The sequence below is a fragment of the Xenorhabdus lircayensis genome (assembly GCF_016306625.1).
GTDB classification, from domain to species: Bacteria; Pseudomonadota; Gammaproteobacteria; order Enterobacterales; family Enterobacteriaceae; genus Xenorhabdus; species Xenorhabdus lircayensis.
Genome location: NZ_JACOII010000011.1, coordinates 36003 through 61854, shown reverse-complemented (window position 1 = coordinate 61854; position 25852 = coordinate 36003). Strand labels below are relative to the sequence as shown.

The 25852-nt window shown below is 51.1% G+C and carries 7 protein-coding genes; all 7 read left to right on the top strand.

Going from position 1 to position 25852, the window contains the following annotated elements:
- The first annotated feature begins 5 nt into the window (after window positions 1-5).
- From H8A87_RS01575 to H8A87_RS01545, 7 genes are read left to right on the top strand one after another with little or no spacing between them, the layout of a single operon-like run.
- Complete coding sequence (locus H8A87_RS01575; RefSeq protein ID WP_198688265.1) at window positions 6-1637, top strand: amino acid adenylation domain-containing protein; 1632 nt, start codon at window positions 6-8, stop codon at window positions 1635-1637.
- Window positions 1630-6339 (top strand): AMP-binding protein, encoded by a 4710-nt coding sequence (locus H8A87_RS01570; protein ID WP_198688264.1) that lies wholly within the window; start codon window positions 1630-1632, stop codon window positions 6337-6339. The genes H8A87_RS01575 and H8A87_RS01570 overlap by 8 nt, the downstream gene beginning before the upstream one ends.
- Entirely contained in the window at window positions 6336-7574 is a 1239-nt protein-coding gene (locus tag H8A87_RS01565; protein WP_198688263.1) for an ACP S-malonyltransferase, read from the top strand. Before H8A87_RS01570 ends, H8A87_RS01565 begins: the two co-directional genes overlap by 4 nt.
- Before the next feature lie 2 nt (window positions 7575-7576).
- On the top strand, window positions 7577-10981 hold the full coding sequence (locus H8A87_RS01560) for an AMP-binding protein (RefSeq protein WP_198688262.1): 3405 nt from the start codon (window positions 7577-7579) through the stop codon (window positions 10979-10981).
- Window positions 10978-17721: a type I polyketide synthase gene (locus H8A87_RS01555; RefSeq protein ID WP_232370017.1), complete on the top strand. Its 6744-nt coding sequence runs from the start codon at window positions 10978-10980 to the stop codon at window positions 17719-17721. The genes H8A87_RS01560 and H8A87_RS01555 overlap by 4 nt, the downstream gene beginning before the upstream one ends.
- Complete coding sequence (locus tag H8A87_RS01550) at window positions 17714-19192, top strand: serine hydrolase domain-containing protein (RefSeq protein ID WP_198688261.1); 1479 nt, start codon at window positions 17714-17716, stop codon at window positions 19190-19192. Before H8A87_RS01555 ends, H8A87_RS01550 begins: the two co-directional genes overlap by 8 nt.
- 17 nt (window positions 19193-19209) lie before the next feature.
- Window positions 19210-25833, top strand: a complete 6624-nt coding sequence (locus H8A87_RS01545) for a non-ribosomal peptide synthetase (protein ID WP_198688260.1) — start codon at window positions 19210-19212, stop codon at window positions 25831-25833.
- Window positions 25834-25852 lie beyond the last annotated feature (19 nt).

Below are 25852 nucleotides of genomic sequence, written 5' to 3'. Positions count from 1 at the left end.
GCGTCATGAAAACGAGTCGATTTATTACTGACTACTTCGAAAGCACGGCGAGAGATAACCAGCATCCAGCGATACGCTGGGGAAAAGGCAGCACTTTATCTTGGGGTGTATTATACGCAAGAGCACAACGGCTGGCTCATTATCTGATTAATGATCGCAATGTACGTCAGGGGGATTGCGTTGCCATCGGGTTTGAACGCAGTCCTGAATTTTTGGTGGCAGCTTATGCGGTGCTACTGGCCGGCGGCGTTTATTTTCCTGTGGATACGAAAACCCCGGTTGCCCGCTTGGCATCCATGTTTACGACGGCGCAATGTCGTATCGCTTTTTGCAATGCGGTGCAGGTAAATTTGTTTACTCAGGCACATGACGAACTGGAATTGATCTGCCGTGAACGTCTGGAAGAAATATCCACATCGTCGCATTTAGAAAATGCCTGCCACAATATGCCTCAGCTAAGTGCGCCTCAGCTAAATGTGCCTCAGTTGCGGGCTACCGATCCTGCGTACTTAATCTTCACTTCCGGCACCACTGGCACACCCAAAGGGGTGCTGGTCAATCATGGCGCGTTCATCAACCGACTGGAATGGCATCAGGCGCACAGTGAGATGACGGATTCAGACATTATCCTACAGAGAACGGCGCTGACTTTTGATGTGTCTTTATGGGAGCTTTTTTTACCTGCCTTGAACGGTGCGAGTCACTATCTACTGCAACCGGGATTGGAATCCTTTCCCAGAGGCATCGTGGCGGCATTGGTAAACGAAAACATTACAGTTGTCCATTTTGTCCCCAGTTTGTTAAAGCCGGTACTGCAAGAGCTTCAGGACAGCCATATAGCGCCGAATCCGCTGTTGCCGGCTCTGCGTCGGCTATATGTGAGTGGAGAGTCGCTGCTTGCCAGTCTGGTTGCTCAATTCCAGAACCTATTCGCTTCTCGTTGCCTGTTGACCAATTTATATGGCCCGACAGAAGCGGCCATTGATGTCAGTTTTTATGATTGTGTCAGTTTTTATGATCGTATGGAAACTTCGTCGAGCCTCGTTCCCATCGGACAGGCTCTTACCGGATGCCAGTTATACATAGTGGATCCGGAGAATCTGGCATTAAAAGCGGATTCGGAAAAAGGCGAAATTGCCATTGGCGGGCATTGTCTGGCAGAAGGCTATTACAACCGACAGGACTTGACCGATCAGGTGTTTGTGTTCCACCCAGAACTTCAGGAGCGGGTCTATCTGACCGGCGATCTTGGCTGGTATGAAAAAGAAAGGGGTTTTTTCTGTCAGGGCCGGAAGGATACGCAAATCAAACTACGTGGATTGCGGCTCGAATTGGGCGAGATAGAGCATCACCTGCTCAATTATCCGGTCATTACCGAGGCTGTTGTTTGTGTCGTTGAAGATGATGAACAGGAGCAGTGGCTGGTTGCGGCAATTGTGGCGGGAGAAGAAGAACTTAATCAGCAGGACATCCGGCAATTTCTCTCTGTACAAGTGCCAGCCTACATGTTGCCCATGCGCTATTGGCAGGCTCAACGGCTGCCAAGATCCAGCTCTGGAAAGCTTGACCGGAAAGTGATCGCTAAAAATATGCGGGATCTGTTTTTCAATCAAAGTGGTAGCTCAAGCCATGAATAAACCGACTTTTGGATTGAACCGGTCACAACAGGCCGTTTTAAAAATGGACACGTTTTATCTGTCTGGCTATCAGTTTTATTTGGGGGGCGTGGCACGTTTGAATGGTGAAATTTCTCAGGAACGGCTTGTTCGTGCTGCTGAAATTATCCACGATACGCAAGATGTTTTCCGCATAGGATTTGTTAACAAGGACTTGAATACGGATCAGTTGGAAACTGAATCGTTGAACATCGATCCACTGGAAATCAGGTGGCATGGCGTCCGGCACGATATCCCCCAAACAGAAGTGGTGAAAGTAGATTTCAGCGGATACCCCGATCCCCATCAGGCTTTTGAACTCTGGGCGAAGCGTCAATTGCTGGTAAAGGAGGATTTATCACTCACACCGATACGGGTTTTTGCGGTGCGTTTCCGGCAGGGGCAGTCAGGATGGTTTGTGAAAGCGCACCATGCCGTGGTGGATGGCATGGGATTGGCGATATTGCTGGGATATGTGGTCAAAGCATTGGAACAGGAAGGTGCAGATACAGGACAGGTGGAGTCCTTTTTATTCTCTTTGCATGCCGAGGAAGAACAGAATTACGAGCGTTCTCAGCGCATCGAAAAGGATGCGGCCTATTGGCAGAATCTTTTTGGCGACACCGCATCAGCAAATGCCCGTAAAATATCCAGCCGTTATCCGATTGGTGATTATCGCGGATTAGAACCGCAATCCTTGCGGGTAAAGGCCGTTGTGACGGAAGCGCAAAACGACATGTTATGCCAATTCAAAAACAGCGGCGGCTCTATTTTTAGATTATTTTTCACCGCGGTTGCGTACACGCAAATGGTGATTGAAGACGGCAATGGTGTTTTATTGCAGGCACCGATCATAAACCGCTGGAGCGAGATTGAGAAACGCTCCATATCGATGGCGATAGCACCTGTCTTAGTGCCCGTGTTCCGTGAAGCAGGGCAGACGGTAGCGGATTGCTATCGTATCCTGAAAAACCATCTGCAAAAAGCGATAGTGCATTCACGTTATGCGCCAGCTACCCGTTGGGGAGAATTAGCATCGCCAGACTGGAAACGGATTATTCCGGCTTTCGGTGTTTCCTATCAAACAGGTGAGTTTCAGAAGGTTGTCTCCGATGTCGAAATAGCGGTTGATCACATTCAGGCCGTCGAATCGCTGTTCGCCACCATTCATATTCATGACCGCTTTGAAAGTGGCTGTTTCGAGCTTGAAGCGGATTTTCGCAAGATTTGGTCGCCCGAACAGTGTCACGTATTTCTGCAAAGCGTACTTGATTATGCAATAGACGCCGCCGCTGAAGTGATGAATCAAAGCGCCGTAAAAGAAGAGTGGATAGAACACAAGGTGATAGGGCCGGCCGGGGACATTAATGCCCCGAACGACAGCCTTACAGCGCCGATAGGTGTTCATTTACTTGAGGCGTTTGAGCGTTATCCCGATAACCGGTTATTTACGTCAAACGCAGAGGCCAGCAATTTCACCTACCGTCAAGGCTTACAGTGGATCCGCCAATTCAGTGCACAGTTGCGTGATATGAAAAATCTGCGCTCTGAGCATAACCCAGTGTTGATTCTGGGGCGACGCTCCCCGGAAACGACGCTGGCTTATCTGACCTGCCTTATTGAAAATGTGACCGTCGTTCCTGTTTGCCCCACCACAACGCCAATGGCGAGGTTATTAACTATCATCCGTAATTCGCAGGCTTCTCTGTGCATTTACACGGAGGCCGATCAGAATTTGGCTGAAGCACTGAATTTACCTCTGTTGCGGGTTTCATCGGTGAAAGAAAAGGGGAAAGAAAAGATTACTCAGGGCGAGCTTGGCGTTGTTTTTCACCCTGCGGTTCAGGCAAAACAAGTATCCTGCAACCCTGCTTATATTCTCTATACCTCCGGCTCGACTGGAGAACCAAAGGGCGTCGCCATTTCTCCTTTTGCGTTGGCAAACTATGCGTTGGCAGCAAAAGCGGCGTATGCGGCTGAAGCACCATTTAACGCACCGCTATTCACCTCCTTTGGATTTGACCTGACGCAGACCGCCATTTTGGTTCCCGTTTTGTCGGGTGGATTTATCCAAATTCACGAACAGGACATCCGTGATAATCCTGAACTGCTGCGAAACCTTCTCGCTGATGAATCACTGACGGGGATTAAATGTACGCCATCCCATCTTTCTTTGCTGATTGAGCAAGGGGTGATTGAACCCGCCCCCAAGAGACGGGAGCCGCTGACCTTTGTCATAGGAGGCGAAAACTTGCCCACGGTGTTAGTGAACAAAGCACTGGGTTTCTTTCCTTTGGGCAGCAAAATCATTAATGAGTATGGGCCGACAGAAGCAACAGTCGGATGCTGCATTTATTCGATAAGCGATGCAGTTACCTCCATCGCCTCGACCACGCCTATCGGCGCGGCGCTGGGTCAAGCGGAAATATCGATAAGAGATAGTTGGGGACAACGTATGCCCCGTGGATTTAGGGGGGAGATTTGGATTGGCGGGCCTGTACTGGCGGATGGATATCTCAACAACAGCGCCGAGACGGAAGCAAAATTTGTGAATTGTGCGGGAGATCGGCGCCGTTGGTATCGCACGGGTGACTTGGGCTTGCAGGATGAGCAGGGGATATTCCATTGCCTTGGGCGCATCGATGATGAGTTTAAAGTGCGTGGTCACCGGATCCATCCAGTGGAAATTGAAAAGGCCGTGGAAGATGTGCTGGTGCAGCTTGGGCAACCCGATGATCACGGCTGGCAGTTGAAAGCACTGAAACTGGTCACTGGTGAAATTGATGGCATGGCGGGCTATGAAACGATTGTCCTGTGCAGTAGTCAACCGGTGCCTTATGACAGCCGTGAGTTTCAGAACAGATTAAAAGACAAAATCCCTGAGGCTTGGTTGCCGAGTTTGTATTGCACTGTACAGTCCTGGCCGATGAATGCCAACGGCAAAGTTGATATAGCGATACTTACCGCCGCCGCTACAGCAAACAGGGCGGTGGTTGGCGCTGTTCTGTCCTGTTCAACTGACGAAAAAAACCAGAGAGAACCGGAAACCTACCAACTTCCTTCATGGCTGGACGCTGAATTTCTCAGGCCGATTTGGCCGCAATCTGTGGATCTGACGGCCTCATTTCTGGAACAGGGTGGGGATTCAATCAAGGCAATTCGCCTCGTCGCACTGTTAGCGAAAGAAGGCGTCCGCATTGGGGTAAATGCACTGCTCACTTCCACCGCGTTAGGTGCTGTGTTGGAAAAAGCCTGTGCGGAGCAACGAGAAGATGCCGTCACTGATTCGGCTGTATTGACAGAATTAACCGCCAATTGGCTGAAATATTTACCCAGTGTGCGCTGGTTTCAACACCATCGCTTTAAACATGGTGATCGATTGCAACAAGGGGTGGTGCTTGAATTAGCCTCATCCCTCTCTGCCGAGCAGATCAGTGCTGCGGTCATGGCCGTCAAAGCCAGACATAAAATCTTCTCCCTGAGAGCCAATCGAGATTTGAGCGAGTTTTATTTCTTACCTTCGGCGCTGGAATCGCACGATAGCGAGCGGGAGCAACAAGGAAAAATATTGGCGCAAGGCGAATACCTTGAAGAGAGGCTTGATCAATTGCAGGGTGAAATTTGTCTGGCGACTCAGCCCAGTGTGTATGAAGTGGTATTCGATCCGCTTGCAAACAAAAATTACCTGATCTGGGTTTGCCATCACCTGATTTGTGATGTGCATTCATGGATTTTCTTGTTGGATGAATTGGATCAAGCCCTGAACGAACCTGCGATGCAAAGCAATGCCACCACCAAGATCGATGCAGAACAGGGGGCCTTTCTTTGGGGTAAATGGCTTTGGGATAAAGGACGGCTGCGGGAGCACGACTCTTATGTAGTGCCAGCCCTCGATGACGATGCCTGTTATCAGCCCGCCACGACTCCCATCACATTAGCCTTGTCAGTTTCCAGTGATGACTTCAAGTTAATGGAACAACACAAGAAAGCGGGACGATCGCAGTTAATTGTGGCTGCATTGCTGGAGGTGATACAGGATAACGGCCTGTTGCCAGAGCAGCCCAGCGTATTGTTTGAAAACCACGGACGCTTATTTTCCGAAGCAGAGACGCCTGCCATTTGGAACGCGGCCATGGCGAATGCCGTGGGTTGGTTTACGGGTTTCCAACGATTGAATCTTAATATTCCCTCAGGGCATTCACTCAGCTTTTTACAAACGTTGAAATCGCGCTGGTATGAAGACGACTCGGATTGGAAAAACCAGCTGGGGTTGAATGGCACCGATGTGCGGCCACTTATCTGCATCAATGATATTGGTTTCGGTTTGGGCAGCAGGGGGACGTGGCGCCATGTCAGTTTGATTCAATCTCTCTCCGGTGGTTTTCGCCATCCCGACGAAAAGAGCGTAGCTGATTTCGACATACTTATTCACGACTGCCGCGAGTCTGGTTCTGTTTTCGTTGAACTGATATTGGGCGTTTCTGGTGCCAATGCCGATGATGCCTTGCGCTATCTAACCCAATTGAATGACAGGCTATCGGGGTGGCGTGAGGCCAACTTTGATGAACGGCATGACGGGCAGGCTGATCATCATTTGGAACGATCACTGATCCCGGCGGATTTTCCTCTTTGCCAGCTCTCACAATCGGAGCTTGATTTTATTATTCATGGAGCCTCAGCATGAAAACCGCTATCGACTCAGCCAAGACCGTATTTTTATTTCCCGGCGTGGGTGCACAGCAACCGGACATGTTTGCTGAATTCCAAACATATCCTGAGTATCGGGCTTGTTTGGACGAAGTGTCAGAACTGTCTCAGGTTAATCTATTCGATGTGATCCACGGTGAACGCCGTGACATCTTGAAACAAGTCCGCATTGCCCAATTGGCGCTCACGGCGACCACGGTCGCCATTGCCAGCATATTGCGGCAACACTGTGGGTTGGTTCCCGAATTTATGATGGGACACAGTTTAGGGCAGTATCCCGCACTGTGTTCTGCCGGTTACCTTGATTTGGCAACATTGACTCAAGTGGTCAATATCCGCTCCGAAGTAGTGGAAGCCTGCGCGCGCCATTACCAGCAGGGAGACATGTGTTGGGTACTGCACGTTCCGGCTGAAGTCGTCGTGCAGGAAGTCGGGAAAGCCCGCATTGATGACGGCATAGACATCTATATATCTGCGATTGATGCATTTGATCAGGCGACCATTTCTGGAGAAATGGCAGATATTCGGCGTTTTGCCCCGCGCATGGAAGCACTGGGAGGGTTGCTTTATCCGCTGAAAATCGGCGGCCCGTTCCATTCTCCCCTAATGGCAGAGGCAAAAGAAAAATTGGCAGCGTTGCTTGATTTCCTGCCGAATGCGAGCCAGCAAAATGCCCCTGTCTCCCGATTGGTCTGCAATGTCAGTGGTGCGGAATTGCCTGCGGAGAATTTGAAGTCGTCGATTTTGCAGCATCTGATTTCTCCGGTGCAATGGTTGCAGAGTTTGCAGTATGTTGCGCAAAACGGTGTCACCCGCTATTTAGAGATTTCGCCGAAAACCGTATTGAGTTACCTCACTCAGCGTGCTGGATTGCCCATGCGTTCCCTGTGTGAACCGGATGAAATGTTCACATTCACTCAGGAATTAGGCTCCAGAGAGCGCCGACGGGAACAATTTTTCAGATATTGCTATTTCCATCTTTACAGCTCGAAACTGCCTGATATCGCAGATTCGGCGGCGGTAGCACAACTGCATCGCATTCGGCAAGAAGTCAAACAAAGGATCAAAGATTCACATCTGAATGTTGAGGAAGGCGATTTTCTTCACTCAGTCACACAGCAGTGGCTAGAGATCATTGAGGCGAACGGAAATCGTTCTCTGTGGATGGAAAAAGCGAAGCTACAAAGCCTCTTTGATGCGATGAGGCGTTGATTATGACGCATTTCAAGCACAATGACATTGATAGCTACATTGATAACTATATTGATAACTACGTTGAAGAACTGTTACAGGTGACGCCACAAGCGAACGGTTTACTGTTTCACGCTTTAAAAGACGGAAACAGCGCCTATCACATCGGCGTGACATTCAGCCTGAAAGCGAATGTTGAAAAGGAAGAAATTCTCGGAGTATGGCACCAGATACAGCAGTCACAACCCGCCTTGCGATCGGTGTTTACCTGGAAAAGCATTCGGGTTCCCCATCAGATCGTATACGCATCGCCGCGCATCCCGCTGGAATATGTCCGTGTTGACTCTGCCAATTCAGCGCCGTCGATAAAACAACGTTGCCTTGACTGGCTGGCGCAGTCGAAAGCAACCCCATTTACCTTGAACAGCGAAGTATTCCGTATTGTAGGTTTCCATGATGTTCACGCAGGAACGTTAAACTTCGCTTTCTCCTTTCACCATATTTTGATGGATGGTTGGAGCAGTTCGTTGCTGATTTCCTTGTGGTTGCAGGGCTTGCGTAAACAAAAAATCGTTCCTCTGGCTTCACGGCTGTACGCGCAGCAACTTTGGAAAGGGTTAAGCAAAGAAGAGTTGGCATCCAGTCGTGAATACTGGCAAAGCATATTCCAACAATTGCCTGACGAAGACGGCTGTGCGACGACAAAACTACTGGCTGAACCCCTGTTCCGCTCTTCTGAACACATTGCAATTAAGCAGAAAACAAGGCCGAAAACAGGCAGAAAGGTAACCGCGGACCGGGTATGGAACGGGGAGCGAAAGGCGGCGATAGAAGCACTGTGTCGTCGTGCAGGGGTGACTCCGGCTAGTTTCATTTATCTGTGCTGGGCGCTGACATTATCCAAATTTACTTTCCAAAAAACCGTTGCGTTTGGTTGCACATTTTCTGGTAGGGGAGCGGCCTTAACACAAAATGCTGATCACCAGCCGCTGGGGTTGTTCACCAATACCGTGCCGTTGCTCCTTGCCCTTGATGGCAAATGGCATTTGGAAGCCGCATTGCGCGCTGTTTTCCAGGCACTGCAACAGACCCAGCAACATGAAAAAACGCCGCCTCTGACCATCAGGGAAGCGGCGGGAATACGGGACGAACTGTATGACTCGATCGTCGTTTTCGATAATTATCCCATTGATGCCACGTTACAGGACGCCAGTTATGGTGCATTTTTAGCAGATCTGCACAGTGAAGAGACGACCCACTTTGGTTTGACACTGACCGTTTCCGGGGTGGAACGATGGCATGTTGAGTTGAGTGCAGGAGAGGCTTACGAAGGTGATCCTGCCGCAGTCACAATGGCATTTAACGCGTTTGACTCGCTGGCGGCGGATCTGATCAATCACCCCGCAGATAGATTGATTGAAGATCGGGTCTTAAAACTCCGTCCAGCTAATCCAGAAGAGACAGACAGCCCGGAAGAAGTTTCTTTGGTAGTGGGAGAAATCAGGGAACAACATCCTGATATCAACGAATTGTTGTCGCGCATTTACCAGCGCCTCAGCGAATTTCCCCAAGAAATCAGCCTGATCGACAATCGGCACAGCATTAGCAATGCCGAACTGCTGCGGGGCGTAGGTGTTTTACAGGGGCGGTTACGGGAAGCGGGTTTTATTCCGGGTGATCGAGTGGCTCTCCATCTCGAAAAAGGGCTGTTATCCACTCAGGCGATATTGGCGATTTTGTTCAGTGGTGGGAGTTACTTTTACCTCAACCCGAAAGATCCGGTGCAACGTAAAAAAAGCCTGCTGGCTTTAGCTGATTGCGGCATTGTTTTATGTCACACAGCGCTGGGCGAAGAACTCGGCGCCGATATCGGGCGTCACTTGTTGTTATATATTGAATCGGAAACGACACTTTTATCTTCCGCTAACGCAACAACATTGTGGCGCCACCGACGACCGGAAGATGAGTTTTACTTTATTTTCACCTCAGGCACCACCGGAACCCCTAAAGGCATCGCCATCCGTAACGAATCAGTGGCAAATTTACTGGACTGGTTTGTGCAGGAAACTCACCTGACATCCGCAGATCGGATGCTGGGTCTGACCGACCTGAATTTCGATCCCAGTGTGGAAGATCTGTTTGCCAGCTTTGTCGTCGGTGCCACGCTGGTCTATCCCTCGCCGAATGTCTTGCTGGAAAGACAGGCGTTCATCGATCTGCTGCGGGATGAGTCCATCACGCTAATCAACTTCATTCCGGGTGCCATTGCGCAGCTTATTCAAGACGCACCTCTCTTCCCTGCGATGCGATTGTGGATATTTGGCGGCGAAGAGTTGCCGAAACGTCTCAGGGACGATTTGTTACAGCAGGGTTATGCCGTCAGTAACCACTACGGCCCCAGTGAGACGACCGTGGATTGTCTCACGGCGAAACAGGCTTTAACTTCGGAAGTTTCCATTGGCTGGCCGATCCAAAACGTCATTGCCTATTGCGCGGACGTATTCGGCAAGCCTCTGCCCGTTGGTATCCGCGGTGAACTTTGGGTGGGAGGACGAGCCGTCGCTCATGGTTACACCACCAATCCGGTTGAATCCGCCCGATATTTTGTCCACGCCAAAGCGCTTATCGAATACCAGAACCTGACTCCATATTTCTATCGCACGGGTGATGCGGTCACTTTTTCTCATGAATCCGGTTTTAGCTATCTCGGGCGGATTGATGATCAGGTGAAAGTGAACGGTGTTCGCATTGAGCCGCGTGAGCTGGAGCGAACCGTCGAAGTGTTAGATCAGGTAAAAGCCTGCTATCTGCTACCGGCGGAGCAGGCAGGAAAGCGTCAATGGCATCTTTTTGTCGATAGTGCTGAATCGCCTGTCATGCTGGAATCCCGTGTGCGGGAACATATCCGCCAACATTTCCCCGCGTCGTGGAATCCTGCGCTCATTGTGATTGTGGACGGTTTTGAACGCACGATTACGGGCAAAGTGGATCGTAAGCGGCTGCAAGCACTCGTGGCTGAGAGGCAACAAACGCAAGCCTCTGTGAATCCTGCGCCATTGACAGATCCTGTTGAAGCCCAAGTACAAGCGATCTGGGGCGAGGTTCTGGCAACCCACGTTGCCGCTACCAACGTGAATTTCTTCGATGCAGGTGGTGATTCTATCAAGATCATTGCACTGCAATCCCAGATGCAACAGGCATTTCATCAGGACATTGGTGTTGCCGTCTTATTCGAATACCCGACCATCTCCTCCTTTGCCGACTGGATCAAACAGAGCCGTTTATCGTCCGAATATGCGGAGAATATCGAGGGTGCACCCACTGATTCTGGTAAGTCGTCATCCCAAGAATCCATTTTATCGTCGGCTCGCTCCGGTAAAAACAGACTGGCGGACAGGCGACGTAAAGCAAAAGGAAGTTCAGCATGATAAAGCGTGAATATACCGGCAATGAAGTCGCAATTATTGGCATTGCCTGCAAATTTCCCCAAAGTCCCGATTGGCAAAGTTTTTGGCGCAACCTGCTGGCAGGGCGGGAACTGGTGTCGTTTTTCTCTCGGGACGAACTTTTGGCCACGGGTGCGTCTCCTGAAATTATTGACCAACCCAATTACGTGCCTGCCAAAGCGACCCTTGAGGACGTTGAATGTTTTGATTATCGCTTTTTCGGTTATTCGCAACGGGAAGCGCGGAAAATGGATCCGCAACTTCGGGTACTGCACGAAGTCAGTTTCAACGCCTTTCTTGATGCAGGGATTTCTCCTGGTGATTCATCGTTAAACGCCGGTGTATTTATCGGCTCCACGTTGAATTTGGCTCGGTTGGGACAATTCACGGGAGCCAGTCAGGATATCTCGGAAATGTTCGATGCCGGCAATTACAATGATCCGGCCTCATTCGCGGCGCAGATCGCCTATCGCATGAAATTGAACGGGCCAGCAGTACATGTGCAAACCGCCTGCTCAACCTCATTATCTGCCGTGCATCTGGCTTGCAAGGCGTTGCTGGCGGGAGAATGTGACATGGCGCTGGCGGGTGGGGCGTGCATCACTGATCCGGTGGCGGGCGGCTATCTGTATCAGGATGGCATGATCCTGTCCCCTGACGGACACTGCAAAACCTTTGCCGAGGATGGGAAAGGGACGGTGAACGGTAACGGCGTGGCAGTGGTGCTGTTAAAACTGCTGGAAGATGCGCTGGCGGATGGCGATCCCATCCACGCCGTGATCGTCGAATCTGGCATGAACAATGATGGCGACAGGAAAGTGAGCTTTGAAGCGCCCAGTGTTCAGGGACAGGCGGAAGTGATCTCGCAGGTCTACCGGCTGGCAGATATTCCATTTTCGAGTCTGGGCATGATTGAAGCGCACGGCACCGCGACCGTACTGGGCGATCCCATCGAAATTCAGGCATTAAACAAGGTGGCACGGGAGCTGTTGTCCCCAGACGAACGTGATCAATTCCGTTGTGCGGTGGGCAGCGTCAAATCCAACATGGGACATCTGGATTCCGCCGCCGGTATTGCTGGGCTTATCAAAGCCGCTTTGAGTGTCCGCTTTGGTAAAATTCCGCCTTCGCTGCATTTCAAACAACCGAACCCGCATCTGGATCTGGCTAAAACTCCCTTTTGGGTGCCGACTCAGGCCACCGATTGGCCGGCACAACAGGCGATTCGGCGCGCTGGCGTCAGTTCATTCGGCATAGGCGGAACGAATGTTCACTTATTACTTGAACAGGTGATAGAACCGCCGCCGGAAACCGCCAGTGAAACGGCAGACACGGCAGAAAACAAGATGCCGATGCAGATATTGCCCCTTTCGGCGAAATCGCCTTTAGCCTTGAAGCAATTAACGGAAGCGTATTCGACTCACCTCAGTATTTTCAAAACAGACCGTATTTCCAGCACAAACCGTATTGCCAAAACAGAAACGTCGGATTTGGCCGCCATTGCCCGACAATTGCAGGACAATCGTCCCGCATACCCCAGCCGGGCTGCCTTTGTCGCCCAAAATAGTGATGATTGGAAGCAACAGCTTGATCACTGGGCCTTGATGGATGGCGCTTATGAAGCGATGGGAGGGCAGATTTGGTTATTTCCGGGGCAGGGTTCTCAATCACCAGAAATGGGGTTACGCCTTGCGGCTGAATATCCAGAATTCGGGAAACTCTATTTAGGGTTACTGGACAAAGCCGCGGCGCTTTTTTCTGTAGCAAAAAACACGTCTGTAGAAAAAAACAGGTCGATTGACAGGGAAACTGTAATCGAATGGATCAAGCGGCCTGAACAACTGTCAACTTATCACCTCCAGCCCATTTTATATGCGTCTCAGGCGGCACTGGGGGTTTGGTTACAGCAAATTGGCTGTCAGCCCACCGCCTTGTGCGGATTTAGTCTGGGCGAGTTCGCTGCGGCGGCAGTTGCGGGCGTGTTCAGTCTTGAAGAGGGCATGGAATTGGTGATCGCCCGAGCCAGACTGATGGATTCCATGCCCAAAGGTGCGGTCTTTGCGGTTAGCCAGAAATCCAACAAAAACCAGAAGTCCGGCAAAAAAGAGTTTGATGGCCATTTTCCCGCCACACTTTGGTGCATATCGGAACTCAGCCCGAAAACGTGGACGCTGGCGACCGAGGAAGGGTTAGTTGCAGAAACGGAAAATTGGCTAACGCAGCAGGATTTTACTTTCAAGCGAGTGGCCGTATCCCATGCCTTCCATACCCCGATGATTGAACCAGCCGCGAAAGCGTTTGGTGATCTGCTGAAAAACTATCATCTGCAACCCGCGCAGTGCGCTATCTATTCAACCGCGTTGGGGCGGAAAATCTCAGCAGATGAGATGCGCGATCCCCAATATTGGGTCAAACAAATGTTGTCTCCCGTGCAATTTGGGGCAGCGTTAAAGCCTATGGCACAGGATCATCCCGCATCGCTCTTTGCGCAAATCGGCACTGGCATGGATTTGTTGCAGCATGCGCGTAAATGGCTGCAACTCAATGTGGAAAGCGTGGTGCCGACGTTGGGGACGAAAGGCGCGGATCACGAAGTAAATTCCACATTGCAGTTTATTGCCAAGGTCTGGACACATGGCGGAAATATTGAATGGTCGCAGATCCACCCACAATCTCAGGTTGTTGCTGATAAAAAAATTCACTTGCCCGGTCATGCGTTTGAACGAGAGGTCTGTTTGCCACAAGAACGTGCTCCGCAACCGAACGCAACAGCTATGCCAACCCTTTCATCGCTGTTTTTCGGCTCGCATTATTACGGATTCGAATGGGAAAAAGTCAATGTTGCTGCGTCAGAAAGCGTAGCCAAGCCGGGAACCGTGCCGACAACATGGATCATTTGCCAGCAGATTACCGAAAGAGAACGCAGTCTGGTTGAAGCGTTGGCGCTGAATAGCGGCGAGCCGAAATTTATCGAATGTGCTTCTTGGCGAACTGATTTTACCCGCATCGATTTCTCGCATATCTACACCGAATTGTCAGATTGGCTGGCGCAACAAGGATTGCAGGCATCGGCGGTGATGGACGTGATTGTCACGGGCTTGTTGGATGATTTGAACGCACAGCAAGCACAGTTCTGGGCATTTTGGCTGCCTACGGCTCTGGCGAGATGGAGCGCGGCACAAAATCCGGCACCGAAAATGCGGCTGTTTTTCCCTGCCACGCAAATGGTGGCGTGGGATGGCACGGAAACGCTGAATGCTGAAAAAAACCAGCTTCAGGGGCCATTGCTGATCCTGCCGGAAGAATATCCCGATATCACCACGCTCTGCGTAGATCTGGAACATTCAGACGCGGAGACAATTGCGCGTGGGTTGCAGCCGTGGAGAGAACCAGAGGGGAGTGAACAAGCGCGGCAAGGCGGTCAATTCTATTGTTTCCGCCAGAATGATCTTGGAGAAGATAGCTTTTGGCGGCGGCGGATAACTTCACGTGTGCAAAAACAGGCTCTGACACACACGTTGCCGAACATCAGTCGCAACAGTTGGGTGCTGATCACTGGCGCCAATGGCGGCATGGGGGCGGCGATTGCCGAACACTTAGCGCGGGTTTATCACTGTAATCTGTTATTGCTGGTGCGTCAGTCTTTACCGAAAAGACGGGATTGGCTGGCGGAGATTGAAAGTAATGGTTCCCACACAGCGTTGTTGCAATGGGCACTGAGCCTCGAAGCCAAAGGCAGTCGGGTGGAATTTTTGTGCGCCGAGATGGGGAATGATGAATCTCTGGCGAAGGCTTTTGCGCCGGTATTCCAATTGGCCGCGCAAGGTGTGGGGATAGATTACGTATTCCATACCGCTGGTCGGGGAGAGGGAGCTATGTTGCAAATGCGCTCTGAGGCGGAATCCATTGCGACACTGGCACCCAAAGTCAGCGGAACCCGCTTCCTCTGCGATAATCTGAATCGACTTGGCAATCCGGCACTGCTGCTGTTTTCCAGTCTGGGTAATTTACTGCCGAAAGAAAAAATCGGCCAGATTGCCTATGTTGCCGCTAACGCCTGTCTGGAAGCCTATGCAGAACAGGTTCGTCACAAAGGTGGCAAAGCACTGGCTGTTGCGTGGGATGATTGGGCGGAATCTGGCATGGCAACGCGCTCTGCACAGCAATTGGATCAGGCGCTTAAACATCCGTCGAAAACTGGAATACCTGATGTTTTAATATCAGATGTTCCAATATCCGAAGTTCCAATCTGGCGCCACCGATTGAGCGCTAAAAATGATTGGTGGCTTGATGAACACCGGATTGATGCGTCAACCACCGTGATGCCTGCTATGGGAATGGTCGTTCTGGCTCACCGTGCGGCGTGTGAGTTGCGGACTGAAACGGTGGAGGCATTCTCATTGCAGGGGATCACCATTGAGAGGCCGTTGGTGGTGGCTGACGATACCGATCTTGATGCCGCTGTAGTTTTCACCGATGAATTGAATACGTTTGAGATTTTTTCGGGCAATGGCGAGTTTTCCTATGAAACGTGGCGTAAACATGCCAGCGGTAAAATTATCTCTCGCGACGGTCGGCTTGCATCTTCCGGCCAATCTCTTCCTGTTCGATCTCTTCCTGCTCAATGGATTCTGAATCTGTTTAGCGCCACGGATAACATCGGCGTTAGCCCGAAGGCGGCTCTGACCTTCGGCCCTCGCTGGCAAAATGTGGTCGCTGTCGATCAGACCGGCCCCAACGAAGTACTGAACCAGTTACAGCTTCCCGCTGCCTATCAGGGCGAAGCTGGAGCCTCTGGGCTTCATGTTGCGTTATTGGATACAGCGACGCTGATTGCCTCTCCAGAAGATGATGATGTGCAATTTGCCCCGATCTCAATCGGTGGATTCACACAATTTGCTCCCATGTGTGACCGTGTGAAAAGCCATGTCCAGATGCAGGATATCGGCACCAATAAATTGTTGCAGGTGAATATTTACTCGGAGGCGGGCACTCTGCTGGTCGAGATGAATGATCTGTTACTGGTCGATGCTTCCACGGCATTAGCGGATAAATCACCGGTCAACCAAACAGCGCCAATGCAAGCGGCGGGAGACGTTAAAGCAGATCAGGCTGATGCCGCACTGCACAGTGTCATGCGTCTGCACAACAGCGAATCAGGCGGCGAGAATTTTTCCTTTGTCTCGCAACTTGAGGCGCGTAAAGACTTAGGCGCTTTGGATGTAGAAATTCAGGTCAAGGCGGCGGGGCTTAACTTTAAGGACGTATTAATCGCCCTTGGTGTGTTGCCGGCACCGACTGATCCCACCATGACCTTTGGTCAGGAAGCGGCAGGCATCGTCACCCGTATTGGACGGGGGGTCACTGGCATTCGCGTTGGTGATCGTGTGATGTGTGCCGGACATAGCTGCTTGGCTGAACACGTTGTGATGCCACAGCATGTCGTCGCGCCTATCCCACAGACATTAGGCTTTCAACAGGCCGCAGGCATTCCCGTCGCCTTGACGACGGCTTGGATCGCCTTGAAACACGCCGCCAATTTGAAAAAGGGGCAACGCATCCTGATCCATTCCGCTGCGGGTGGGGTGGGTATGGCAGCGATGCAAATCGCCCTGTATTTGGGGGCGGAAGTATGGGTGACGGCGGGCAGTGAAGAAAAACGTCGGTTACTGATAGGCATGGGTGCTCAAGGCGCCGCGAATTCCAGAACGCGGGAGTTCGGGGACGTTTTCCGTCGTGAGCTAGGAGACCGGCCTTTCGACGTGATCCTCAATGCGTTGGCGGGGGAACTGCTGGAAGAAAGCGTCTCTTTATTGGCACCACAAGGCCGATTCCTGGAGCTGGGGTTGCGGGACATTTTGCAAAACTGGCAACTGGGGCTGTCGATTTTTGCCGAAGGCGGCAGTTTCCACGCGGTACAGGCAGGAGCGGAACATCCCGCCTATCAAGAAGCTTGGGCTGAAGTCACGGCACTGTTGGAGCAAGAAGCCCTTAAACCTTTACCAACTAAAGTTTATCCCGCCAAAGAGATTTCCGGGGCATTTCAGTATATGGCTCAGGGGAAACATATCGGCAAGATTGTCATTGCGATGGAGGAACGCAGTCAGGAAGTCACTTTTGTTGAAAAATTGCAGGCGGAAGGACTGTCCAATGTGGAAGGCACCCAGATAGCGCTGGCGATGGCGGCATTGGTTCATCAAGCCCCATTGCCCTATGTTGCGGTTTCTAAACTTCCCATTGGCTCCGTGCTGGAAAAACAATGGCATACCCAACAGATGTTGTTCAGCACCGGTTCAACGCTGAATGCGTCGGGTGTTGCCAATGTTGCCGCCAATAAATCGCTGAAAGGCGAGAATGCGGAGAGTTTACTTCAAGCGATGCGTTCCATGCTGGAAGGATTTTTGGGGGTTGAGGGTTTGGATGTGGACGCCAGTTTCTTCACCTTGGGCGCGACTTCTCTGGATCTCATTCAATTCGCAAAAAGACTGGAACAACGATTAGAGCGGGATATACCGGTGGCACTATTGTTTAAGGCTGCCTCCTTGCGGGAGTTGAGCAAAGAACTGGCCCCGTCACGATCTACAGGGGAATCCGGCGCAGAATCCGTCGAAGGAAAGTTGCCGACGCCGCAATCAGGGTTGGGTGATAAGCGGCGCTCGTTGCAGGCTCGGCGCAAATTACGCGGCGCAACATCTGGGCAGGAGAGCGAATCCAATGATTAACGCCGGACGTGTTCGTATAGGTATTTTTTTTGTCGCAATTTGGCTGGCATTGGCGGGGAATGTTTCTGCGGAGGCTGTCGGGGCGATACAAAGCAATTCGGAACAGATTGTCAGCGAACTCAACCGCCGTTGGAATACTGATCAGGTTCCTACCGGCGGGTTGAGTATCGTTGTTGGCGACACAGTGTATACGTCGCGATTGGGTAAGGCGGAAGCGGGGAGTTTTGAACTGGCTTCCACGGCAAAAGCCTTTACGGGATTGCTGATTGCGTTACTGGAACAGGAAGGGGTACTCAGCCGACAGGATGCAATCACGCAGTGGATACCTGAATTGGCGGAACATCCAGAAATGGGCTATTCCGCCGTTCGGGTGCAAAACCTGTTGTTCCATACCAGCGGCATTGCAAGAAATACACTTGACCTTCTGCAACCTAACAGCAACCCAGATGCCTTATCGCAACTGCCGGCATTGTTAAAAAGTGTTCCTCTGGCCTATCCCGTCGGAACTCAGGAAGAATACGCCACACTGAATTACAGTTTGCTCGGTTTGGCGGCTGAACGAGCGGCGGGGAAACCGTTCGCAACCTTATTGCAGGAAAAAATCTTTCTGCCTCTGGGCATGAAGAACACCACGGTAGAAGGGAATGTTCCGGCGGAAAGCACCCCGGTAGTACGTATTCCGGGGTATAAAATCAGTTTTACCACCGCCCAGCCGTATGACGCACCCCGTTATCTGCAAAACACGCCCGCCGGTTATGTCCTCAGCACCCCACAGGATATGGCAATTTGGTTGCAGTTTTTATTGCGCCGACTGCCGTTGAATCACAGCGATCAACCATTGTCTGCGTTATATGCAGCGCTGGAACAGGCGAAACGCCCTTATGCTGGGGATGGCAACGAGGGATACGCTTATGGTTGGGATGTGGAAACCGATAAAACCACTGGTTGGAGCCATCCGGGGCAAAATCCCAACGCCGCCGCCTATATTGCGTTTGATCCCGGGGCGGCGGTGGGGGTTGTCTTGCTGGGCAATAGTAATAGCCCCCAGGTGATTGACCTGGGGCAGTCGATATTCGAACATTTGCGCGGCACCTCTCCGCAATTCCTACCAGAAAAATTTCCCATCGATGTGAACGATTGGGTCTCCGTAGTGGCGGCGGCCATTTTCTGGTTGGGAGGCGTACTGTTTTTACTGGCAACCCTCTATAAAAGCGGGAAAAAGCAAGTCGGTAAAAAAAATAAAGGGGGAAAAAATAGCGGTAAATATTTTCCCATCGTGTTCATCGTGCTGAACACAGTGCTGGTATCCGTGCTTGCGATTATGCCCCCACTGTTATCGGGTTTGGGGTGGTCAAATCTGTTGGTTTGGGGGCCTTTAAGCCTGCCTGTAGCAGCGATTGGACTGATTTTCTTTGTCAACATGATCAGCTTGTTTTTTTTCCTCACAGTGAAATCCAGCAGCCGATATTGAATTAAAGGAAGCGAGTTATGCGTAATAAGTCGTTGTTAACAGAGTGTCATAAATATTGTGTGCATGAACTGTTTGAGCAGCAAGTAACGAAGACGCCGGATGCCATCGCTGTTCGGTTTGGAGAGCAGTCGCTATCTTATGACGAATTAAATCGCAGGGCGAACAGGTTAGCGCGCTATCTCCGTCGCCATCACCTTGGGCGTATTGCTGGCGATGAGGTTTCTGCGGTGGGTATTTGTTTGGATCGGGGCATTGAGACGATTGTCGCTGTCCTTGGCGTCTTAAAAGCAGGGGCTGCCTATGTACCGGTTGATCTCAATTATCCCGTTGAACGCCAGTCTTATATTTTGCATGACTCCAATGTGTCGGTGGTCATTACCCGTGGCGATAATATCCGTTCACTTCCCAGCGCGATCGAATCTATCGATTTGGATCAGCACGATTTTTCCGCAGAAAATCATGCCGCAGAAAATCATGCAGAGGGAAATCTAACGGCAACGTGTGCGCCTGAAAACCTCGCTTACCTTATCTACACCTCTGGTTCAACAGGAAAACCCAAAGGTGTCTGCATGTCGCATAAGGCGTTGGTGAATCTGTTGATTTGGCAGATCAACAATCAAGGCGGTGTTTCTGGTGACGGCGATACTAGTCATAATGGTACTGGTCACGATGGTACTGGCCGCAATGCGGTTTGTAGCGATTATGCTCGTAGAAAAACATTGCAGTTTTCTCCGCTAAGTTTCGATGTCTCATTTCAGGAAATATTTTCTACTTTATCCGGCGGGGGGGAATTGGTGCTGATCTCCAACCCGCTGCGACTAGATCCGCTCGCGTTATTGTCGTTTCTGTCTGACCAACGAATTGAACGGATATTTCTGCCCTATGTGGCGTTAAACAGTCTGGCATCGGCGGCGGTGGCAGAAGATCGCTATCCAGAAAGTCTTATGGATGTCATCACGGCAGGTGAACAGCTGATCATCACCTCTGCCATCAGACAGTTTTTCAAAACCCTGTCCGATTGTCGCCTGCACAACCATTATGGCCCGTCGGAAACCCATGTCGTGACGGCCTATTCCTTGGCGGGCAGTGCGGATAACTGGACGGTATTGCCTGCCGTTGGGGAGCCAATCGACAATGTTGAAATCTATTTGCTGGATGATGAGCACCGCATTGTTGTTGATGGTACGCCGGGAGAACTGTGTGTTGCGGGTATCCAATTGGCAGATGGCTATCACAAACGACCAGAGGAAACCGCTGCCAAATTTGTCGATATCGTCGTGGGCAGAGAAGCACCCAAACGCGTGTACCGAACAGGCGATCTGGCTCAATGGAGACCGGACGGTCTGCTGGAAGTGCTTGGGCGGCTCGATTTTCAAGTCAAAATACGGGGTCATCGGGTAGAACTGGGTGAAATTGAAGCGCTGTTGATGACGTATTCTGCTGTGCGGGATGCGGTTGTCGTAGAGCAGGGGGAAAGCCCAGAAGAAAAACGTTTGATCGGTTTTGTCATTGCCTCGGAACGGGCTTTACAGCGTCAGTCGCAGGATGGTGTGAAAGAAAATATTCAGCGTTTTATCCAAGATGCAGTGCCGGATTATATGTGTCCCGCTGCCATCGTTATCGTCAGCCGGTTTCCGTTATCCGCCAGCGGTAAAATTGACCGCAAAGCATTTCCACTTATCACTGCTGATGAATTGACGCAACAGGAGGTGGAACCGCCGCAAAATGCGTTAGAACAAACGTTGGTTGAGGTGTGGAGTGAGTTGCTTGGTGTGAAAAAGGTCGGCCGAAATTCGCATTTCTTGAATTTGGGCGGTCACTCGCTGCTTACCGTGAAAATGATGCTGGCGTTGCGTCGCCGTGGATTTATGGTGGATGCGCATATGTTGTATCCGTATCCGGTATTGTCCGAATTGGCGGTGCAATTGCAGCGCTGTTCCCGACAGGAGAACGCCCCTGAAATGGCAGCAGCCATGACAGAGAATACCTTTCCGTGGACGCCGTTGAACCAAACAGAAATCGACGCGTTATCTGCCGTTATTCCCGGTGGCGTTGCCAATATCCAAGATATTTATCCTCTGGGGCCGTTGCAGCAGGGCATGGTTTATCACTCTCTTACCAATGTGTCGGGTGATCCCTACGTACTTTGGCAAGTTACCCGTTTCCGCAACGCGGACTTACTGCATGCCTACCTTGATGCTTTGCGCCGTACTATCGCCCGACATGATGCGTTTCGCGTCAGCATCCATTATGAAGGTCTTTCCCAGCCTGTGCAGGTGGTGTGGCGGGAAGCCGACCTGATGGTGAAAGAGGTGAAACTGGCAGCGGGTTGTGAAGATCTACAGACTGCATTGAAACAGTATTGTGACCCTGTGACGCAGGGTTTTGATATGACGAAAGCACCCTTGCAGCGTTGTCTTTATTGTTATGACGCCAAACAGGATGAATGGGTCTTGTTGCACTTACTTCACCATATGACGGTGGATCACGTGACAATCGAAAAGATGCAGCAGGAGATAGAAGCGCAACTGCTTTCACAACCGCTGGCCGAGGTTTCTCCGTTATCGTTCAGGCGGACGATGATGGATCTTTTCAACGCAACTCGTTCGGAAGGGCAAAAAGCCTTCTTCGACGATCTATTGCGGGATTATGAACCGGCTCCGGCCCCTTTTGGTGCTGATAAATATGTCGGCGGCGATGCGGTGGTTGTAGAAGCGTGGCGACCGCTACCGGAGCAATTGGGCGATCAAATCCGTCAACAGGCCAAAACGCATGGTGTCAGCGTTGCTGCGGTTTTTCATCTGGCCTGGGCGAAAGTGATTGCTTGTTTGACCGGACAGGATGACGTTGTTTTCGGCACAGTTTTACTGGGACGGTTGTTTTCGGGGCAATTGTTTTCGGGACAATTGTTTTCGGGACAATGGATTGAGGGACAATGGCTTGCGGGTGAGACTTCTGTCAACGCCATGGGACAGTTCATCAACACGCTGCCGATCCGCATGCGTTTGGATAACTTGCCTGTTCTTGAGTGTCTTTGGGGGACGCAAGATACCTTGATGCAGTTGGTCAAACATGAACAGGCCTCGTTGGCATTGGCGCAAAAATCCGTACAAACAGCGGGAGCGACGCCTCTGTTCACCTCATTGCTGAACTATCGCCACAGCGAAGTGCGCAACGTGCCTTCAGCAGATCCCTTTCAGGCAACTAATCCATCCGCCGTAGAGGGCATTCGTTATTCCGGCATTATGGAACGGACGAATTACCCCATTTCCGTCAATATTGATGACTTTGCCAAAGACTTTGTAATCAATGCGCAGGTTGAACAGGGGCTTGATCCTGAACTTATCTGTGATTATTTGCAGACGGCATTGCTGGAAATCGTCACTACGCTGGCAACGACACCAGAGCGAAGGATCGGTCGCATCAATACACTGCCCGCGCAGGAAAAAGACAAGTTGGTACGCCAATGGAACCAGACTGAATCTGATTTTCCGCAACAGGTTTGTCTGCATACCTTGATTGAAGCACAGGTGCAGCGGACACCGGACACCATTGCTGTCGTGTTTGAAAATGATGCGCTGAGTTATGCGCAATTGAACCAACAAGCCAACCAACTGGCTCGCTATCTTCGAACCGAGCTTAAGGTTGGCCCGGATATGCTGGTCGGTGTTTGCGTGGAGCGCAGCATCGAAATGGTGGTGGCATTGCTGGCGGTGTTGAAAGCGGGGGGCGCTTACGTGCCACTCGATCCTGGCTATCCCACAGAAAGACTCGATTACATGCTGCATGATGCCGCTCCCCGCGCATTGTTGTCACAGGGTGAGGTGTCAGATACCGTGCGGGCACTGCTGGCTGACTATGCCATAAACACAGGCGCCAGTGTGATCGACCTGAATGAAGATGTACCGAAGTGGTCTGCTCAAAACAGCCATGATTTGTCCACCGAAGATATTGGGCTGAATTCGTCTCATCTGGCGTATGTGATCTATACCTCTGGGTCAACCGGACGGCCGAAAGGCGTAATGAATGAGCACCGTGGTGTCGTCAATCGTTTAGTGTGGATGCAAAAAGCCTATCAGTTGAGTGCAGATGATGCGGTTCTGCAAAAAACACCTTTCAGTTTTGATGTCTCCGTTTGGGAATTTTTCTGGCCGCTGATGTACGGCGCTTGTTTGGTTGTGGCGAAGCCCGAAGGTCATAAAGACCCCGTCTATTTAAGTTCCCTGATTCGGGAGCAGCAAATAACGATCCTGCATTTTGTACCGTCAATGTTGTCGGTCTTTTTGGATCATGCTTCATCCGCAGTGGGGACTTGCATGAGGCAAGTATTTTGCAGTGGTGAAGCGTTGCCAGCTCGTAGCGTACAGCGGTTTCATGAACGGTTTGCCAATGTTGAGTTACATAACCTGTATGGGCCGACCGAAGCAGCGATTGACGTCAGCGCATGGAATTGCAGTTTGGGGAAAGCGGGCGATTTAACCGGGCAGAGTGTTATTCCGATAGGTAAGCCGATTGACAATATCCAGCTCTATATTCTTGACGCTTATGGTCAGCCGCCGCCAGTTGGTGTCGTGGGTGAACTGCATATTGCTGGCGTGGGGGTGGCGCGCGGATATCTGAATCAACCCGAACTGACTGCGGAAAAGTTCATTAAAGATCCCTTTAGTTCGGTATCAGGCCGCGTGATGTACCGCACTGGCGATTTGGCTCGGTATTTGCCCTGTGGTGATATTGAATATCTGGGACGTAATGACTTTCAGGTCAAATTGCGTGGTTTCCGTATTGAGTTGGGTGACGTGGAAGCGGCATTGCTATCACACGGCAGTGTGAAAGAGTCTGTTGTGCTGGTACGGGAGGATATTCCAGGCGATGCCCGTCTGGTCGCATATGTGACATTTGCCTCAACCTCAGGTTTAACTTCATTTTCAACGGACAGCCATCCAGAAACACTGAATCAGGTAGTGAAGGCGCATCTACAGACATGTTTGCCTGCGTTTATGATCCCGTCCCATATTCTTTGGTTAGATGCGTTTCCGCTGACGGCAAACGGCAAGCTGGATCGCAAAGCCTTGCCGTCTCCCACTGATGCGCCAATGGTGCAGACAGAAGCCGCCGAGCCTCCCCGTGCGGGAACGGAAGCGAGATTGGCTCAATTGTGGTCGGCATTATTGAACGTCCGTTCACTTGGGCGTCAATCCCACTTTTTCGAAGCCGGTGGGCATTCATTGTTGGCGGTCACGCTCATGATGCGGATACAGCAGGAATTCGGGGTGTCATTGCTGCTGAGTTCGATAGTCAGCCATCTGGATCTGGCATCGCAGGCTGCGCTTATTGACGCTGAGTTGCTACATTCACATTCACATTCATATGCACAAGCAATGGAGCCAGCCGAATCCGCTGCTATGGGCTTGATTCGGGCATTGCCGACGCAAAAGGCCATCTACAAAGCGTTAAAACTCAACCCCCAAGATTTGAGCAACAATAGTTTTATTGCCTTATCGTTTGACACTGAACCTGATCTCAAGCAACTGCGCAGCCTGTTACAGTCGGTGCTTTCCCGTCATGCCAGCCTTAGTGCGCGGTTTATTCTGGTTGATGGCGAACTCTATTTGCAGCCTGCCACGCGTTTTGTGTTCCGATTGGAGAAACGTCAAAGTCTCGGTTCGCTGGAAGAGGATTTGCGTGATTTTATCCGTCCGTTTTCGTTGGAGGATGGCATGAATGTCCGCAGTCGGTGGCTGGTCGCTGAACCGCATCCCGTGTTGTTGCTGGACTTTTCCCATGCCTGCATCGATGGTTCAGGTCTGGTGCAAATACTCAGTGAATTGGCCGCTGAAGGCGACGGGATTTATTCGGATATCAGTTTGGCTACTTATTCTGAGCTGTTCTACAGCAGCGAGTTTGTGGCCCTGAGACAACAGCATACGGACTTTTGGCAAGCGAAGTTACAGGATTGGCAGCCTCCCGCTCAGGTTGAGGATGCTCAACCCGTTACCGGCTCTTGGCTGATAACGCTAAATGCTGAACATAAAGTGCAGATTGAAGCGCTCACTTCACGCTTGAAGATCAGTGCGCCCGAATTCTTCATGACGGTATTTTTGCGGTTTAAAGCCCGTCTGGAATGTCCCTTCAATTCCCTAAACCACTCAGATCAACTCATCTCAATGATATTTCATGGCCGTGACAGATTGGAGCAGCAGACGGTTATTGCTCCCCTGATGACGGTGCTTCCCGTGCGGGTGAAAATGCAGCACGAAGCGATGGAACAGGGAGATATGGCTCGCTTTGAAATCGTGAGCACGGTGGTGCGTGAAGCCTGCCGACATTACCTGTTTGATGCCGAAGAGCTGTCGGTGCGGTATCCGGCGCTTTCCAAGCAAGCGTTATTACCCAGCGTCTTTTTTGGTTACTTCCAAAAAGAGGGGTTTGACGGTTGTCTCTCCGGCATACCTTGTCGGCAGTTGGAGACGCCCAACGTTTCAGGTGGCCAATCGCACTGGAATCTGACATGCGAGATTGCCGAGCACACTGCGGGTTTTGATGTACACCTTGAAGCGCTCTCATTCAGGGCGACAAGTGGTGTGGAAAACTGGGAAGGGTTGTTTAACTCGATTTTGCAAAACGCGTTGAATGCTGGTTGAGATGAAAAATCATGTCGGA

Bases quoted from the DNA above. Each gene is read 5' to 3' on its own strand.
- H8A87_RS01575 (WP_198688265.1), top strand. From the start codon at position 6: ATGAAAACGAGTCGATTTATTACTGACTACTTCGAAAGCACGGCGAGA.
- H8A87_RS01570 (WP_198688264.1), top strand. From the start codon at position 1,630: ATGAATAAACCGACTTTTGGATTGAACCGGTCACAACAGGCCGTTTTA.
- H8A87_RS01565 (WP_198688263.1), top strand. From the start codon at position 6,336: ATGAAAACCGCTATCGACTCAGCCAAGACCGTATTTTTATTTCCCGGC.
- H8A87_RS01560 (WP_198688262.1), top strand. From the start codon at position 7,577: ATGACGCATTTCAAGCACAATGACATTGATAGCTACATTGATAACTAT.
- H8A87_RS01555 (WP_232370017.1), top strand. From the start codon at position 10,978: ATGATAAAGCGTGAATATACCGGCAATGAAGTCGCAATTATTGGCATT.
- H8A87_RS01550 (WP_198688261.1), top strand. From the start codon at position 17,714: ATGATTAACGCCGGACGTGTTCGTATAGGTATTTTTTTTGTCGCAATT.
- H8A87_RS01545 (WP_198688260.1), top strand. From the start codon at position 19,210: ATGCGTAATAAGTCGTTGTTAACAGAGTGTCATAAATATTGTGTGCAT.